General features: G+C 53.5%; 17 protein-coding genes. 7 read left to right on the forward strand and 10 right to left on the reverse strand.

The window, feature by feature from the left end; translation table 11 throughout:
• Nucleotides 1-100: 100 nt before the first annotated feature.
• From ACK3CJ_RS15405 to osmF, 4 genes are read right to left on the reverse strand one after another with little or no spacing between them, the layout of a single operon-like run.
• Nucleotides 101-826 carry an ABC transporter permease gene (locus ACK3CJ_RS15405; RefSeq protein ID WP_409526600.1) on the reverse strand — a complete coding sequence of 242 codons (726 nt, stop codon included), beginning with the start codon at nt 824-826 and terminating at the stop codon, nt 101-103.
• Between the two features lie 17 nt (nt 827-843).
• The gene (locus ACK3CJ_RS15410) at nt 844-1,785 is read right to left on the reverse strand and encodes an ABC transporter ATP-binding protein (RefSeq protein WP_409523099.1); all 942 of its coding nucleotides are present in this window, start codon (nt 1,783-1,785) and stop codon (nt 844-846) included.
• Nucleotides 1,782-2,942, reverse strand: coding sequence for an ABC transporter permease (locus tag ACK3CJ_RS15415; RefSeq protein ID WP_409523100.1), 1,161 nt, complete (start codon nt 2,940-2,942; stop codon nt 1,782-1,784). The genes ACK3CJ_RS15410 and ACK3CJ_RS15415 overlap by 4 nt, the downstream gene beginning before the upstream one ends.
• 51 nt (nt 2,943-2,993) lie before the next feature.
• Nucleotides 2,994-3,884, reverse strand: a complete 891-nt coding sequence (gene osmF, locus ACK3CJ_RS15420) for a glycine betaine ABC transporter substrate-binding protein OsmF (RefSeq protein ID WP_409526601.1) — start codon at nt 3,882-3,884, stop codon at nt 2,994-2,996.
• Nucleotides 3,885-4,178: 294 nt separating this feature from the next.
• Between osmF and modA the strand changes: the two genes are divergently transcribed.
• From modA to ACK3CJ_RS15445, 5 genes are all read left to right on the forward strand, one after another.
• Entirely contained in the window at nt 4,179-4,994 is an 816-nt protein-coding gene (gene modA / locus ACK3CJ_RS15425; protein ID WP_409523101.1) for a molybdate ABC transporter substrate-binding protein, read from the forward strand.
• Nucleotides 4,995-5,663, forward strand: coding sequence for a molybdate ABC transporter permease subunit (modB, locus tag ACK3CJ_RS15430; protein ID WP_409523102.1), 669 nt, complete (start codon nt 4,995-4,997; stop codon nt 5,661-5,663).
• A 46-nt stretch (nt 5,664-5,709) separates the two neighbouring features.
• Nucleotides 5,710-6,828 (forward strand): ABC transporter ATP-binding protein, encoded by a 1,119-nt coding sequence (locus ACK3CJ_RS15435; protein ID WP_409523103.1) that lies wholly within the window; start codon nt 5,710-5,712, stop codon nt 6,826-6,828.
• Between the two features lie 111 nt (nt 6,829-6,939).
• Nucleotides 6,940-7,353, forward strand: a complete 414-nt coding sequence (locus ACK3CJ_RS15440) for an NfeD family protein (RefSeq protein ID WP_409523104.1) — start codon at nt 6,940-6,942, stop codon at nt 7,351-7,353.
• A gap of 42 nt (nt 7,354-7,395) precedes the next feature.
• Nucleotides 7,396-8,346 (forward strand): SPFH domain-containing protein, encoded by a 951-nt coding sequence (locus ACK3CJ_RS15445; RefSeq protein ID WP_409523105.1) that lies wholly within the window; start codon nt 7,396-7,398, stop codon nt 8,344-8,346.
• Nucleotides 8,347-8,437: 91 nt separating this feature from the next.
• Here the strand turns inward: ACK3CJ_RS15445 and ACK3CJ_RS15450 are convergent, their stop codons facing one another.
• Nucleotides 8,438-8,863, reverse strand: a complete 426-nt coding sequence (locus ACK3CJ_RS15450) for a bacteriohemerythrin (protein ID WP_409523106.1) — start codon at nt 8,861-8,863, stop codon at nt 8,438-8,440.
• A 287-nt stretch (nt 8,864-9,150) separates the two neighbouring features.
• Between ACK3CJ_RS15450 and ACK3CJ_RS15455 the strand changes: the two genes are divergently transcribed.
• Nucleotides 9,151-10,866 (forward strand): sensor domain-containing diguanylate cyclase, encoded by a 1,716-nt coding sequence (locus ACK3CJ_RS15455; protein WP_409523107.1) that lies wholly within the window; start codon nt 9,151-9,153, stop codon nt 10,864-10,866.
• Nucleotides 10,867-11,026: 160 nt separating this feature from the next.
• Nucleotides 11,027-11,530 (forward strand): xanthine phosphoribosyltransferase, encoded by a 504-nt coding sequence (gene gpt, locus ACK3CJ_RS15460; protein ID WP_409523108.1) that lies wholly within the window; start codon nt 11,027-11,029, stop codon nt 11,528-11,530.
• A gap of 106 nt (nt 11,531-11,636) precedes the next feature.
• On the opposite strand, the gene ureG is transcribed toward gpt, so the two are convergent.
• From ureG to ureC, 5 genes are all read right to left on the reverse strand, one after another.
• The gene (gene ureG / locus ACK3CJ_RS15465; protein ID WP_409523109.1) at nt 11,637-12,263 is read right to left on the reverse strand and encodes an urease accessory protein UreG; all 627 of its coding nucleotides are present in this window, start codon (nt 12,261-12,263) and stop codon (nt 11,637-11,639) included.
• A 47-nt stretch (nt 12,264-12,310) separates the two neighbouring features.
• Nucleotides 12,311-13,009, reverse strand: coding sequence for an urease accessory protein UreF (locus tag ACK3CJ_RS15470; RefSeq protein ID WP_409523110.1), 699 nt, complete (start codon nt 13,007-13,009; stop codon nt 12,311-12,313).
• 9 nt (nt 13,010-13,018) lie between these two features.
• Nucleotides 13,019-13,570 (reverse strand): HupE/UreJ family protein, encoded by a 552-nt coding sequence (locus ACK3CJ_RS15475; protein ID WP_409523111.1) that lies wholly within the window; start codon nt 13,568-13,570, stop codon nt 13,019-13,021.
• A 39-nt stretch (nt 13,571-13,609) separates the two neighbouring features.
• The gene (gene ureE, locus ACK3CJ_RS15480) at nt 13,610-14,134 is read right to left on the reverse strand and encodes an urease accessory protein UreE (protein WP_409523112.1); all 525 of its coding nucleotides are present in this window, start codon (nt 14,132-14,134) and stop codon (nt 13,610-13,612) included.
• Between the two features lie 101 nt (nt 14,135-14,235).
• Complete coding sequence (gene ureC, locus ACK3CJ_RS15485; protein ID WP_409523113.1) at nt 14,236-15,939, reverse strand: urease subunit alpha; 1,704 nt, start codon at nt 15,937-15,939, stop codon at nt 14,236-14,238.
• Nucleotides 15,940-15,952 lie beyond the last annotated feature (13 nt).

The raw sequence follows: 15,952 nt of genomic DNA on the forward strand, positions 1-15,952 counted from the left end.
TTTTGCGACCAATGGCGGTTCGATACATGCAGTACGTTTACCAAACAAATAGAGTTTAGTCAGTACATTTTCGTTCTTTAACCGCTTATGCTGCGGATGTTTAAACACTGCTTGAAAAGCTGTTCTGCAAGCGCTCAAACAAACTATCAACCGTCACCGCCAGCAGGCCGATCAGAATCGCTCCCTGCAGCACATAAGCCGTGTTGCCATTGACCAGACCAGAGATCACCGGATCACCCAGGGTGCTGGCACCGATAGTCGAGCCTATTGCCGCGGTTGCAATATTGATTGTCACCGAGGTTCTGATACCCGCCAGAATTACATTCATTGCCAGTGGCAGCTCTACCTGCAGCAGCACCTGAACAGATGACATGCCAACTCCTCTGGCTGCCTCCAGCACAGATGGATCAATCCCTCGCAACCCAGCCAGGGTATTACGCACGATCGGCAGCAGGCCATACAGAATCAGAGCAAACATCGTTGGCACAGCACCGAAACCGAATAGAGGTACAGACAGCGCCAATACAGCCACTGGCGGAAAGGTTTGGCCGATGGAGGCCACTTGGCTGACCAGTGGCAGGAAATCCCTACCCCAAGGACGGGAAACGGCGATGGCTGCACCGACACCGATCACTATCGATACCAGAGCTGCGATGCCGACAATGCTCAGATGATTCAGCAACAGGCTGAAAAAACTGTCACGACTGTAGATCACCGCGCGAGTATCCGGCTGAATCCAGTGAAACAGCGTTTCCAGCTGGTGTAACCCAAGCGCTGCACTCAGCAGCAGCGCCAGCCAGAAAAGCGGCATGAAACCCTGATGCATGATTCTGCGAACAAGACTCACGGGGCAGGCTCCAGTAACTGATCCAGATGCAGCACCCCAACCTTTATGCCCTGCTGATCCAGAACCGGCAGGCTGCGACAATGGTGTGTCAGCATCAATGACAACGCTACCCTGATACTGTCTGTGGCCTGCAGCGATGGCCCATCACTATAGTTCATGTCATCTGTAAGCTGCATCAGATCACCCGCTCTTAGCAAGCCCGCCTGTTTCAAGCCTCGCTCCTGACCTCCGAGCAGGCTTTCCACAAACTCACTCGCAGGATGTCGCAACAGCTGCTGCGGAGTGTCCTGCTGCACGATCTTTCCCTTATCCATCACCACTATACGCGTCGCCAGCTTCAGCGCTTCATCCATATCATGGGTCACGAATACGATAGTTTTATGGATCTGCGACTGTATCCTTAGCAACTCATTCTGCAGGCTCTCACGTGTGATCGGATCCAGCGCACCAAAAGGTTCATCCATCAGCAGGATATCCGGGTCTCCTGCCAGCGCCCGTGCAACACCGACCCGTTGCGCCTGACCACCCGACAACTGATTCGGAAACTTGCCGGCAAACTCCTCATAAGGCAGGTCCAGCAACGCCAGCAGTTCGCGAATACGGGCATCGATCTTCGCCACAGGCCAACCCAACAAACGCGGCACCACCGAGATATTGCGTGCAACACTCCAGTGCGGAAACAAACCAGTACTCTGAATCGCATAGCCGATGCGTCTTCGCAGTTTCTGCTCATCAATCTGATAGATCTCTTCGCCATCGATTCTGATGCGACCATCCGAGTGAGGCAGCAGTCGATTGATCATACGTAGCGTCGTTGACTTGCCACAGCCTGAGGTACCCACCAGCACACAGAATTCGCCCGACTCGATGGTCAGCGAAATATCATCCACCGCGGTGGCATCCCCGAAACGCTTACTGACATTGATCAGCTCTATCACTCTCTGACTCCTTGCTTGAAACGCGCAGCCACTGCACTGAAAAACGCATCGGCCAGCAGCGCCAGCACAATAATAGGTAGTGCGCCGAGCAAAATCAGATCCATTGCTGCCTGCCCCAACCCCTGAAAAATAAAAGTGCCAAAACCACCGGCTCCGATCAGTGCGGCCACTGCCGTTAATCCTATCGCCTGAATGGTAGTGATCCGAACCCCCTCAATGATGATCGGCAACGCCAGAGGCAGGCGCACCTGCATAAACACCTGTATGGGGCTCATCCCCATACCGCGCGCAGACTCCAGTACATCGGCACTGACCTCATGCAAAGCGATAAAGGTATTGCGCACCATTGGCAGCAGGCTGTAGGCAATCAGTGCCAACAGTGCCGGTGCCCAGCCGATACCACGCACATTGAGTTGTTGTAGCATAGGTGAGTTGGCGGAAAGATAACTGAGCGGCGCGATCAGCAAGCCAAACAGCGCCAGGCTCGGAATGGTCTGGATAAAGCTGAGTACGCCAAAGCAGCTCTTTCGTGCAACGGGGTAACGATTGAGCAGCAGCGCCAACATAAAACCAGACACCAGACTGAATCCGACCGCCCCACCAACCATTGCCAGATGGCTGCGCAATGCCTGAGAAAACTGCGGAGATCGTGTCTGATACTCACGCATCAGCGCCAGAGGTTCCAGCCAGGATGCACAAGCCAGGATGGTCAGCAGCATCAGTAACCAGATTAACAATGACCAACCTGCATGTAGATTTAACCGTTGTTTGATCTCGATCAGCATCAATCCAAGCAGGAACAACAGCACCCAGAAACCCGCACCAATACCGGCACGGGCATAGGGCAAGGCCGGATCAACATGTTGTTCGATAAACCAGGCCAGACTCAAAGGCAACTGAAGCAGCAGAAGAGCTACAATCATCAGTTGATACAACAGAGCCCTGGAAGATGACCGAGCAGGAGTGAAGGCACAGATAACCAGGAGCAGTGTCAGAACGGACGCCCAGGGCCAGCCCAACGCCGATAACAGCGACTGCCCGGCCCCGGGCACAATACGATTAGGCTGCACACTGGCGTAATCCAGACCCCAGAGGGATGCCAGTGCCAGCAATACCAGCACCAATAAAACCCGGTTAACGGGCAAGGTCGATTTCACGTACAGCAATCCCGGCAGATTCAGAAGCTCATAGTTTCAGATAAACTGAACTCAGAGATTCAGGCTATCCAGAAAGTCACTTGCCACCTGAGCCGCATCAGCCCCCTGCACAGCAACATCACCATTCAGACGCTGCAGGGTTTCAAGATCCAGCGCCATGAAAATCGGCTTGAGAATATCGCTGATCTGAGGATAAGCCTCCAGCACATCCGCCCTGATAACCGGGGCCGGCTGATAAACTGGTTGCACCCCACGGGTGTCTTCCAGTACCAACAGATCGAGTGCCTGCAAGCCTCCGTCTGTGCCGTAGGTCATGGCCGCATTCACTCCATTGGTCTGCAGCGCCGCTGCACGCATGGTTGCGGCGGTGTTACCACCCGACAGAATCAGCAGTTGATCCGATTCAAGGGTAAATCCATAGGCTTCCTGGAAAGCGGGTAATGCACTGGCAGACTCGACAAACTCGGCACTGCCTGCAAATTTGAATTCACCACCAGATGCCAGATAGGCAGCCAGATCATCCAGTGTGACAAGACCATGTTCACGTGCAAGATCACCGCGCACACTCATTGCCCAGGTGTTGTTGGCATTCGCGGGTTCCAGCCAGACCAACTGATTGGCCTCGAAATCCAGCTCTTTCACCAGGTCGTACCCTTCCTGCGCATTTTTCCACACCGGGCTATCGGCTCGGTCAAAGAAGAAGGCACCATTACCGGTATACTCAGGGTAGATACTGATTTCACCGGCAATCAGGGCACCACGGACAATACTGGTACCACCCAACTGAATTCTATCCTCAACCGGAATATCTGCCCGCTCCAGCGCCTGATAGATGATCTGCCCGAGAACGGCGCCCTCGGTATCAATTTTCGAAGAAACGACAACCTGCTCCTGCGCATGAACAGTACCGAAGGCAAACAGTGCCAACAGCAATACCAACATGATTTTGCGCACTTTTGTATCCAGACTCTGCATCCTTAAATCCACCCTGATCTCAATTCATGTTTTGAAAGCATAGAAGATGCTCTTGAATAATGACACCCTAATAAGCCTCGATGCCTGCTCAGGGCACTCTCCAGGCAAGATTAAAACAAGCCCCAACTACCAACTACCAGCTACCAGCTACCAACTAAGTAGTACTCATTAATATTTTATTGACTTTATAGTCAGGTATTGCGTGTTGCGTTATAGTCCTCAGATGCATAGATTCACACTACCTGCCCAGGAATTTACGTGATGAGCACATACAAAAAAATTAAGCGCTCTATCCTGAAAAACTCTCTTCTGAAAAGGGCGTGCGCATCTCTGCTCCTTATCCTGACAGCTCTGACACTGTCATTTACCTCTGTTGCAGAATCAGTGTCGCCTGCTCGGGTGGCTGCCGCTGCCGATCTGCAACTGGCCCTGAAGGAGGTTCAGGAACTGTTTCATCAACAGTCGGAACACAGAGTACAGGTAACCTATGGCTCTTCAGGTGTTTTCACCTCTCAACTGCGCCAACGAGCACCTTTTGAGCTTTTTTTCTCTGCCCAGGCCAATTACATTGAGATGCTCTACGACGAGGGGCTGACTCTGGATCAGGGCACTGACTATGCGCGGGGTCGTATCGCTTTTTTCAGTCGGGATCCGCTTGATGCAACTGATGCTGAATCGGCTTTAAGGGCCTGGCTGGATAACACAGACAAGAGCAGTCGGCTCTCCATTGCCAACCCCAGCCATGCTCCTTATGGTGTTGCTGCCATGAGCTGGTTGCAGACACTATCACTTGAAGAACCTTTGCGTGGAAGAGTGGTATTGGGTGAAAATGCCGCTCAGGCAGTGCAGTTTGCTCTGTCAGGTGCTGCTCGCACAGGAATAGTCGCCTGGCCTCTGCTTAAGAGTCGTGACCTGCCGGGACAGGCATGGTTGATCCCGGAAACAGAGCATACACTCCTGCGCCAGCGTATGGTGTTGATGAATAATGCCGGCCCTGCCGCCAAGGCTTTTTATCAGTTTATCCAGGAGCAACCCGCACTGGATATCCTGTCAACTCACGGATTCGGATCCCCCTGAATGGAATGGAAAGCGCTTGAAATCTCGCTGAAGCTGGCATTCTGGACCAGTGTACTACTGCTGCCACTGGGTATTTTCATGGGCCGTGCACTGGCCTGGAAACAGATACCGGCGCGCCCTTTCATTCAAAGCCTGATCTTTCTGCCGCTTGTATTACCGCCGACAGTGCTGGGGTATTACTTTTTGCTCAGCATTTCACCCGATGCCCCACTGGGTAGCCTCTGGCACTGGTTGTTCAATCGCTCTCTGGCATTCAGTTTTGAGGGACTGCTGCTGGCGTCTCTGATTGCCAATCTGCCTTTTGCGATTCAGCCAGTCCAGCATGCCTTTTCCAATATCGACTCCGAGATACGGGATGCCGCACGCGTGTGTGGTCTGAATGCCTGGCAGTCTTTGTGGAAAGTGGAACTGCCCCTCGTATGGCCCGGTTTGCTCGGTGCGTTTCTGCTCACCTTCACGCACACACTGGGAGAGTTCGGTGTGGTACTGATGGTTGGGGGTAACCTGGAAGGAGAGACACGAACGCTGTCGATTGCCATCTATGATCAGGTTCAGGCATTCAATATGGATGCTGCCGGTAACATGGCACTTCTGCTGCTGGGAATCGCTTTCTTCAGCCTGCTGCTGTTGCAGTGGAAAAGCTTCCAGACTGATCACAAGCATCCCTGAACCACAGACATCCATGAATCACAAACAACCTGACACCGGATAGATCATGACAGAGATACAGACAAAAGCAGGACTTCGCATCAGGTTGCGCGGCACAGGCGAGATCCCGCTGGATGTAGATCTGCAATGTCATCCCGGTGAACTGGTTGCCTTGGTCGGTCCGTCCGGGAGCGGAAAAACAACACTGCTCAGGGCTCTGGCTGGCCTCTATCAGCAGGTAGATGGCAGTATTCTGAACAATGGTGAGTGCTGGTTTGACTCTTCACAGGGTATTTCACTTAAACCGGAAACACGCCATGTCGGGATGGTATTCCAGAGCTATGCGCTCTTTCCGCATCTGAGCGCACGCGAAAACCTGCTGCTGGCGTTGCGCCGAATTCCGGCTGCCAACCGTGCGCCGGTGGCCGATCAATGGCTGCAACGCGTCAACCTGAGCGGTCTGGAGAATAGACGCCCCCGTCAACTCTCGGGTGGCCAGCGACAGCGTGTAGCGCTGGCTCGGGCACTCGCGCCCTGTCCACGCCTTCTACTGCTGGACGAACCCTTTTCTGCGGTGGATCAGGTGACGCGGATCAAGCTCAGACGTGAGTTGGTAGTTCTACGCCAATCAATTGATATTCCGACGCTGCTGGTCACTCATGACCTGGATGAAGCGCTGCAATTGGCTGACCGGATCTGTGTTTTGCATCATGGCAAACAACTGCAGGTCGCTACCCCGGATGAGCTGATGTCTCACCCGGCAACTCCCGTAGTGGCACGACTACTTGGCATGCAGAATATCTTCAGCGCCAGAGTCATCAGTCGTGATGATGATTTATTGACGCTCGACTGGTCGGGTATTTCATTGAAGGTTCAATCAAAAGAGCCCTTCAATCCTGGTGACACTTTAAGCTGGATGGCACCGCCCCAGAGTATTCTGTTGCAGCGCCCGGATCGTCCGGTACCCGGCGACAGCGAGAATCCGGTTGCCGGTACCATCAGCGAACTGGTCAGACTTGGGCCTCATGCAAGTCTTCGCATCACGCCACAGCATGCGCCGGAGTTGCCGATCAGTTTTTATGTCCCGCATCACTATGTCGAGCGACAGAACCTGAGTGTCGATATGCCTGTCACGCTCAGTCTGAAAGCAAAGGCTATGCATATCTTTCACTCTGCTATACTCTAACTGATCCTCCGGGAACGCATCGAAGCAATCTCTCATGGTTGTGACATGTGACTTGGGGCCGACAAGGCTGGAGGGATTCTGATTGTTTCACCAGATGATAGGGATATTACCATGGATGCCTGGCACTTCTGGCTCATAGCAGCCGTCATTTTGATGATCGTAGAACTTCTCGGAACCGGCTTTTATGCTATGGCCATAGGCCTTGCCGCTTTATTCGGCATGCTGGCAGCTCTTATTGGCCTGCCTGTCTCCGCGCAACTGTTTGTCTTTGCCGGAGCAGCTGTCGTGCTGGCACCGCTGCTGAAATTTCTTTTCTCAAAAATATCTCCGTCTCAACGCCGCAGTGCGCTGGCGGGTGAAGAGCGCGCCCTGTCGGGAAAGCTCTTTCTGAACTCACAGGGCAGCCTGCGCGTCAGTGTTGAAGGTGACAGCTACCCTGTCAAAAGCTTGTCTGCGCGTGAGCTTCATGTCGGGGACAAGGTTCAGATCATCCGCTTCGACGGTATCACCGCACTGATCGACTGAGAGCGTACCTACCATCAACATCTCATATTTAAGGATATCACCATGGAAATCATGATAGCCATTGCGGTTATTTTCACCATTATGGTGCTGATACTGGTCATCAAAGGGCTGAAGATCATTCAGCAGTCCGAAGCCATTGTCATTGAGCGCCTCGGCAGTTACCACAAGACACTCTCCCCCGGTATTAACTGGATCATTCCCTTTGTAGATCTTCCACGCTCAATCAAGATGCGTGGATACCAGATTATTAATAACGAATCGGTTGCCATCGTCAGCGAAGTCACACGTATCGACCGTCGTGAAACAGTTCTCGACTTTCCGGGCCAGTCAGTGGTCACGGCAGATAATGTCAGTGTCTCAGTCAATGGAGCACTCTATTTCCAGGTGATCGATCCGGAAAGAGCCGTGTATCAGGCAGAAAACCTGGTACAGGCGATTGAGATACTGGCGAAGACCTCTCTGCGTTCCGAAATGGGTAAGATGGAGCTGGATAAACTCTTTGAGTCACGTCAGGAGATCAACGATAAGCTGCAGATCGTCATGGATGAGGCAGGCAACAAATGGGGTGTGAAGGTTACCCGTGTCGAGATCCAGGACATTACCATTCCCCGCGAAGTGGAGGATGCAATGCGTAAGCAGATGGCTGCTGAGCGTGAGCGTCGTGCACTGGTACTGCAGGCCAATGGTGAGCGTGAAGCTGCCATCGCCAGAGCGCAGGGTGAGAAGGAATCAAACGTACTGGTTGCCGAAGGTGAAAAACTGGCTGCCATATTGCGTGCTGAAGGTGAACGCCAGGCTATTGACCAGATCCTGGCTGCAGGTGGCGGACAGTTTGATCCAAAGCTGGTTATCGGTTATCTACTGGGTCTTGAGTACCTTAAAACCCTGCCTGAGATCGCCAAAGATGGCGATCGCGTCTTCCTGCCGTATGAGTCATCCAGCGTATTGGGTGCCGTCGGCAGCCTGAAGGAGCTGTTGGATCAGAGCCGATAGGCCCGCCATCTACTCCAGCTCTCAGCCGTAATCGGCCTTGATAGTCTATAACCAAATCTGACTATCAAGGCCTGATTGGTTTAATGATCAGTCAGGAGGCTTCTTGCTGCATCTGATGTATGTTGATGAAACGAGCTGTCAGCATATCCATCGTCAGTACATGATGTTTCAACCAATCGTAATAATCGATCATCAGACCACGCTCCAGCACGTCCAGATTTTCGTATTTACGCCAGGTTTCAACGATCGCCTCCAGCCTGACCAAGGCTTCAGTATGCTCCTGTGCATGCACTTCGTAGGACGGAAAGTCGATCTCCTGCATCATCAACTCTTCCTCTGCAAAGTGAATCTGAGCATGTTCGAGCAAAGTGATAAGTAATTTTTCGAGCTCCTGCTCGTACTCTGAGCCTTTGCGAATTGCATGAATATAAGCACTTATCTTTTCAAAAAGCGCCATCTCTTCTTCGTGAGTAGTTTGCATACCCACGTGATCAACGGCCTCAAGATGAATTGACATTAACTGGTTCCCCGCGTTATTCATTTTTCCGACATGGTGTTCAGCGTTAATCAGGTGAAACTGTCGGATTCAGGTAACACCCTAACCTGTTACTCTGTTCAAATCAAAACCAATCCCCTTTCACACTAAAGGGTCTATTATGCATATAATAGCGTAAATGACTGAGTTCATGGAAAGCCGAGGGAGCAGCACTTGACAGTACAACGGATGCTCACAGCATGAAGCGTTTTACTTTGCTAAGGATAATCAGACCCTTATCACCTCCGATTGTCGGTTTGGTGGTCGGTATGTTTTTTTTCATAACGGCAGGTCTTTACGACAATCAGGCGCTCAAACAGGAGCGTGCTCTCCAGGTCGAAAAACTGGCCGAGATGCGTGCTCAACTTGAAGGAGCATTCAATGGAGCCATCAACCTGACGGCAGGGCTGGTAGCCTTTGTTGCGACCACCGGTGATATTGAGCAAGCCATGTTCCAGGCGATTTCAGCAGAACTCCTTCAGCAGGATACGGTAATACGGAATATCACTCTGGCCCCGGATAATGTGATCCGCTATGTCTATCCGCTGGAGGGGAACGAAGCAGCTCTGGGGCTGGATATTCTCAACCATCCACAGCAAGGAGCTGCCACACGACTGCTCATGGAGACAGGCTTACCGGTGCTTGCCGGGCCCCATCAGTTAGCGCAGGGCGGTATGGGCGTCATCCACCGTGTACCGGTTCTCATCGATGAACCCGACGGGAGTCAGCGTTACTGGGGATTAATGAGCACCCCGATCGACTTTGAACGGCTGATACACTCTGCCGGTATAGAGAGTCCCGCCAACCTGCTCGATGTGGCCCTCAGAGGCGTTGATGGCTCAGGCAAGGATGGCGCCATTTTCTATGGCGACCCAACCATCTTCAATGATCCGGATGCTATTTACAGCCAGGTACGAGTGCTCAATGGCGAATGGCAGATAGCAGCCAGACCTTCCGTTGAGTCAACTGGAAAACATCTATGGCTGGTGATGCTTCTTCAGGCCACTGGCGTCCTGTTGGCATTGATCAGCACCCTGTTTGTCTGGCATATCGGGCGCCAGACCTACCGCCTTGAATCGTCAGAGCGGCTCTATCGCGAACTCTCGGAACATATCCAGGATGTTGTGTTTCAGACAAACAATAAGCAACGCATCACCTACCTGAATCCTGCCTGGGAGCACCTCACAGGCTATACAGTCAGCAGTCGCTTGGGGATAGACTGGAGAGACCTCCTCGATCCGGATGATCGGGAACGAGCGCATGAACAAAACACTTCATTAATTGATAGCAACAGAAGCAATGGCGCACGACCATTGCAGGAGTTCCGTATCGGTTGTGCTGATGGCAGTTTTCTGTGGGTGGTGGTGCGTGCTTCTGAGCACCATGATGCCAACGGCCAGGTCATGGGGATGATCGGCACCATGATCGACATCACCTCCCGCAAGGCCTCAGAGGATGTGATCCGCCATATGGCCGAACACGATAGCCTGACCGGTCTGCCCAACCGCACTCAATTCTATGATCGCTTCAATGTTGCCGACCTCAAGGCACGCCGCAACAACCAGCGCATGGCACTGCTATACATGGACCTCGATGGATTCAAGCCCATTAATGACCAGTATGGCCACACTACAGGTGATGAAGTGTTGAAAATCGTTGCACAGCGATTCCGCTCCGAGATACGAGGCAGTGACTCGGTTGTTCGTATCGGAGGTGATGAGTTCGTCATACTGCTTGAAAATATCGCCACAGAGGATGATGCAACAGTCGTGGCCGACAAGGTTATTCAGGCTATCAAGGAACCAATCGAATATCAGGGTAAGATCTGTGAAATCGGTGTCAGCATCGGCATTGCCCTCTACCCGGAACACGGCGCCTCTCTGGACAAACTATTGATGGCAGGCGATGCCGCCATGTATCAAGCCAAAGCATCGGGCAAGTCCTCATGGTGTTTCTATGCTGCCGAATCACATGCCGAAACCTGATACAGAGCGGCATCACAGATATCGATTTTCTGACTGACAAAATGATGGCATCAGGTTAGAATGGCCCACTTTTTTTAACAGGGCTGGTTTTTAACAGGGCTAGTTTTTAACGGGATTAGTACCCTTATCGTTATATAAAATACCCCCATGGAGAGCATTCATGTCAGTTAATCCATACAGCAAGGACTTCCCCGTATCCTGGGAAGAACTGCACCGTAACGCACGTGCACTCTCATGGCGCCTGCTCGAAATGGGCCCCTGGAAGGGTATCGTGGCAATCACCCGTGGTGGGCTTGTTCCTGCAGCCATCCTGGCCCGTGAAATGGACATCCGACTGATCGACACTATCTGTGTCACCAGCTACGAAACAGATGCAAACAGTGGTACAGCATTACTCCAGGGTGAGCTGAACATCCTCAAGGGCATTGAAGGTGATGGCGAAGGAATGCTGCTGATTGATGATCTGGTTGATACCGGCAAGACTGCCCGGCATGTCCGCGAGATGCTGCCCAAAGCGCATTTTGCCACGATCTACGCTAAGCCTGCCGGTAAACCTCTGGTGGACACCTTTGTGACTGAAGTAAGCCAGGATACCTGGATCCGTTTCCCTTGGGATATGGAGTACACCTTCTCCGCGCCGCTGGCTGAGCGCAATCCTCGCTGATACTGTTCTTACTGATACTGTTCTTACTGAGACTGCTTTACTGAGACACTGCCTGCATGCGTGACTGAAAGATCAGACACACATGCGGGCGATTGTTAACCGATATTCACCCCACCTTGGCTTCAAGCATCCCCTGCCTGATGATGAACTCAATGATCACATCCAGCCCGATACCGGTCTTGAGATTGGTAAACACATAGGGCTTGCCGGGGCGCATCCGCTTGGTATCCGACTCCATCACACTCAGATCAGCACCAACGTAGGGTGCCAGATCAATTTTATTGATCACCAGCAGATCTGAACGCGTGATGCCTGGGCCACCTTTGCGCGGAATCTTCTCCCCTTCTGCCACATCAATTACATAGATGGTCAGATCAGCCAACTCCGGGCTGAAGGTAGCGCTGAGGTTATCGCCGCCACTTTCTACAAACACCACATCCAGATCCTTGTGAAGCCGTGCCAGATCCTCGACCGCTGCCAGATTCATTGAGGCATCTTCACGAATCGCTGTGTGAGGACAGCCTCCGGTTTCAACACCCACGATGCGATCTGCCGGCAAGGCTTCTGCCTGGGTCAGGATGCGGGCATCCTCCTGGGTATAGATATCGTTGGTGACGACCGCGATGCTGAAATCATCTCTGATCGCTTTACACAGTACTTCAAGCAGTGCGGTTTTACCGGAGCCAACCGGACCACCGACACCGATACGCAGAGGGGATTTGTAGTCACTCATTATCATTTATCCAGAATTATCATTGAATGAATAGCTCAAGTTCCATATCAGGAACGAAACAGCCGGGTGTATTGGGTTTCATGGCGGCTGGATGCGATTGCCAGCGCCGGGGTTGAACTGCCGACCAACGCATCCGGCAAGGACAACGCCTGCTCGACCATCTGGGGAGCCTTTTCTGACAGTTTCAGCAGCAACTGCTGCCCCGCCGTCTGCCCCAGAGGCACCAGCTTGACCCCTGCCATCACGCTGTTCTCCAGCCAACTCCACAGATAACCTCGGCACAGGGCTTCTTCTGCTATGCCCCAGCGCACGGCTGCCAGCGCCATACCGGCCAGTTGTGTCTGTCGGATCGCATCCGCAATATCAGGCGGCAGATCAATCGCCAGAGATGGCAACAAAACGGCCAGCGCCTTGCCCCGCTGTCGCTCCTCTGCCCTGAGTTCAGCGCTCTCTCGACTGGCGATCAGATACTGGCACCAGTCACGAATCATCTGCTTTGTCGCTTCAGCCTCGGAGGCTTTATTAACGAGATGTAACGCCGAAAAACCACGATGCAGACGGATCAGAATCGGCAGTTCCAGCGACATCACACTGTGCTGCATGACACTGTCGAGCCAGTCCGCCAGCGAGTCGGCATCCACCACCCAACCCGCCTCGATCGCCCACTCCAGCCCCTGAGAATAGGTGAACGCACCCACCGGCAGGGCCGGGCTGATAAGTTGGAAAAGACGCAGGTCAGCCAGCATGAATCATGCTCAACCCAGTACTACGATCAGAGCTGCTGCCACGCCACTGCCCGCTCCCAGCCATTTGGGCTGGATAAGCTTGCCCAGCATAAAGCCAACACCCATCAGAACCGTCGCCATCAGCAGCATCCCCGGCAGAAAGGCTGCCACATCACCTGCTGGCATCTCGATCCCATGCGCCCAGCCATGAAACAGCACCAGCATCAGGGCCGCAACCATCGCCACTGGATTGCTGCGCTTGAAAAAGAGACAAGCGGCTATTACAAACAGTGACAGCAGTATTATCTCCTCGACTCCAGCACCCCAACCGGTCGCCAGCCCCAGCAGCGCACCACCGAGCAGGGAGATGATCGCACCGGCATAGAGCGCCAAGCGTTTCTGAGCCACCATCCAGGCTCCCATTGCACCCACACCCAGCAGCATCAGCAGATGATCCAGGCCGGTCAACGGATGTAACAGCCCTTCAACAAAGCCATGACTGAGATGAACACCTGCATGGGCCAGCGCCAGTGGAGAGCTCAACAGAGCGAGGGTAAAAGTCATCGTCTTGATCAGTTTCATGCGTATTTCCTTCTGTCGGTCGTCAGTGCAGTGATCCTGCTATTCATCGTCATCATGCTTGTGATGATCGTGGTGATGGCCTTGTTGATGGTTGTGTTGATGATCATCCTGATGTCCGCCATGATGATGGCCACCATGCCCATCACCGGCATAGGCTCCGGCCTCTGGTTCAAAAGGCGCGGTTTCACAGGTCACGCTCAATCCCAAACCTTCTACCATCGCATCCAGAACATGGTCATGCTGATAGCGCACAAATCCCGGTGCTATCTGCAGCGGCACATGGCGGTTGCCCAGATGGTAACTGGCTCGCATCAGGGCAAAGGGATCATCACTATAGAGAGTGGATACCGATTCAGGCGCCGCCTTGATCACCACGATCAGCCCGCACTCACTCGCCAGCAGATCACCACCGCGCAGAATCTGGCCCCGCGGCAAAAACAGCCCCGCTTCACGGCCATCATCCAGGGTCACCCGCAACCGGCTGCGAATCCGCTGGTCTATCGGCAGACTGAGGCTGACATTCGCCTGTGCTGCGTCATCCAGTTTTCGGGTAAATCGAATCATTGTGCCTATCCTTTAAAAACTGCGTATAAACGTGAAAGCCCGCTTCTGAAACAGCGCTTCTAAAACAGCTCACCTAAAAAAACGCACCTAAAACAGCTCACCTAAAACAAAAAGTAGCGCTGCGCCATCGGCAGGCAGTCTGCCGGTTCGCACACCAGCAATTCACCATCGGCGCGCACCTCATAGGTCTGGGAATCAAGCTCTATCAGCGGCTGGTAGCTGTTCAGGATCATCTTATCCTTGGTCACGGTACGACAGCCGCGCACCTCACCGATCCGGCTGCGCAGCCCCAGATTCTCATGCACACCCGCCGCAATACCTGCCTGCGACAGAAACAGCATCGAGGTGCTCTGTACCGCACGCCCGATGGAACCGAACATGGGGCGATAATGAGAGGGCTGAGGGGTCGGGATGGAAGCGTTGGGATCACCCATCGGCGCCATCGCAATCATCCCACCCTTGATGATCAGACTGGGCTTGATACCGAAGAAGGCGGGTTTCCAGAGCACCAGATCCGCCAGCTTGCCCGGCTCGATGGAGCCGACCTCGTGCGCGATACCGTGCGCCAGTGCCGGGTTGATCGTATATTTGGCGATGTAACGCTTGATGCGGTTATTATCATTGCGGGACGTGTCGCCACTGAGTGCTCCCCGCTGCACCTTCATCTTGTGCGCCGTCTGCCAAGTGCGGATGATCACCTCACCGACACGCCCCATCGCCTGGGAATCGGAGGCAATCATCGAGAATGCCCCCAAATCATGGAGAATATCTTCGGCTGCAATGGTTTCACGCCGTATCCGTGATTCCGCAAACGCCACATCCTCAGCAATCGACGGATCAAGATGATGGCAGACCATCAGCATATCCAGATGCTCATCCACTGTATTAATCGTGTAGGGTCGGGTCGGATTGGTGGAGGACGGCAGAATATTGGCTTCACCACATGCCTTGATAATATCCGGCGCATGGCCGCCACCCGCCCCCTCGGTATGATAGGTGTGAATCACTCGGCCACCGATGGCAGCCAGCGTATCCTCGACAAATCCCGACTCGTTCAGGGTATCGGTATGGATCGCGACCTGCACATCCATCTCATCCGCAACACTCAGACAGCAGTCGATGGCTGCCGGTGTGGTACCCCAGTCTTCATGCAGTTTGAGCCCCATCGCGCCCGCTGCTACCTGCTCGCGCAGCGCCTCGGGCTGGCTCGCATTACCCTTACCGAGAAAACCCAGATTCATCGGCATCGAATCAGCCGCTTCCAGCATGCGATGTATATTCCATGGGCCGGGTGTACAGGTGGTGGCGTTGGTGCCTGTGGCAGGGCCCGTGCCGCCACCAAGCATCGTGGTAACCCCGGAGCTGAGTGCTTCTTCAACCTGCTGCGGGCAGATAAAGTGAATATGCGAGTCGACGCCACCCGCCGTGAGTATCTGTCCCTCACCGGCAATCACCTCCGTACCTGGCCCGATCACTATCGTGACGCCAAGCTGTACATCCGGGTTACCCGCCTTGCCAATGCTGACAATTCGGCCATGTTTGATGCCGACATCCGCCTTGACGATACCCCAGTGATCGATAATCAGGGCATTGGTGATCACCAGATCCATGGTTTCGGCATCAGGGCGTTGGCTCTGCCCCATGCCATCGCGGATCACCTTACCCCCGCCGAACTTGACCTCATCACCATAGATGGTGAAGTCTTTTTCAACCTCCAGCCAAAGCTCCGTATCAGCCAGCCTCAGGCGATCGCCGGTTGTCGGTCCAAACATTTCGGCATAGGCCTGCCGGGAAATCGTTGCCATGTTCACGCACTCC

It is taken from the genome of Nitrincola salilacus (assembly GCF_046271865.1).
GTDB classification, from domain to species: Bacteria; Pseudomonadota; Gammaproteobacteria; order Pseudomonadales; family Balneatricaceae; genus Nitrincola; species Nitrincola salilacus.

Coding starts and splice junctions, on each gene's coding strand:
- ACK3CJ_RS15405 (WP_409526600.1), bottom strand. CDS start 826: ATGCATCAGGGTTTCATGCCGCTTTTCTGGCTGGCGCTGCTGCTGAGT.
- osmF (WP_409526601.1), bottom strand. CDS start 3,884: ATGTTGGTATTGCTGTTGGCACTGTTTGCCTTCGGTACTGTTCATGCG.
- modA (WP_409523101.1), top strand. CDS start 4,179: ATGAGCACATACAAAAAAATTAAGCGCTCTATCCTGAAAAACTCTCTT.
- modB (WP_409523102.1), top strand. CDS start 4,995: ATGGAATGGAAAGCGCTTGAAATCTCGCTGAAGCTGGCATTCTGGACC.
- ACK3CJ_RS15435 (WP_409523103.1), top strand. CDS start 5,710: ATGACAGAGATACAGACAAAAGCAGGACTTCGCATCAGGTTGCGCGGC.
- ACK3CJ_RS15440 (WP_409523104.1), top strand. CDS start 6,940: ATGGATGCCTGGCACTTCTGGCTCATAGCAGCCGTCATTTTGATGATC.
- ACK3CJ_RS15445 (WP_409523105.1), top strand. CDS start 7,396: ATGGAAATCATGATAGCCATTGCGGTTATTTTCACCATTATGGTGCTG.
- ACK3CJ_RS15450 (WP_409523106.1), bottom strand. CDS start 8,863: ATGTCAATTCATCTTGAGGCCGTTGATCACGTGGGTATGCAAACTACT.
- ACK3CJ_RS15455 (WP_409523107.1), top strand. CDS start 9,151: ATGTTTTTTTTCATAACGGCAGGTCTTTACGACAATCAGGCGCTCAAA.
- gpt (WP_409523108.1), top strand. CDS start 11,027: ATGTCAGTTAATCCATACAGCAAGGACTTCCCCGTATCCTGGGAAGAA.
- ureG (WP_409523109.1), bottom strand. CDS start 12,263: ATGAGTGACTACAAATCCCCTCTGCGTATCGGTGTCGGTGGTCCGGTT.
- ACK3CJ_RS15470 (WP_409523110.1), bottom strand. CDS start 13,009: ATGCTGGCTGACCTGCGTCTTTTCCAACTTATCAGCCCGGCCCTGCCG.
- ACK3CJ_RS15475 (WP_409523111.1), bottom strand. CDS start 13,570: ATGAAACTGATCAAGACGATGACTTTTACCCTCGCTCTGTTGAGCTCT.
- ureE (WP_409523112.1), bottom strand. CDS start 14,134: ATGATTCGATTTACCCGAAAACTGGATGACGCAGCACAGGCGAATGTC.
- ureC (WP_409523113.1), bottom strand. CDS start 15,939: ATGGCAACGATTTCCCGGCAGGCCTATGCCGAAATGTTTGGACCGACA.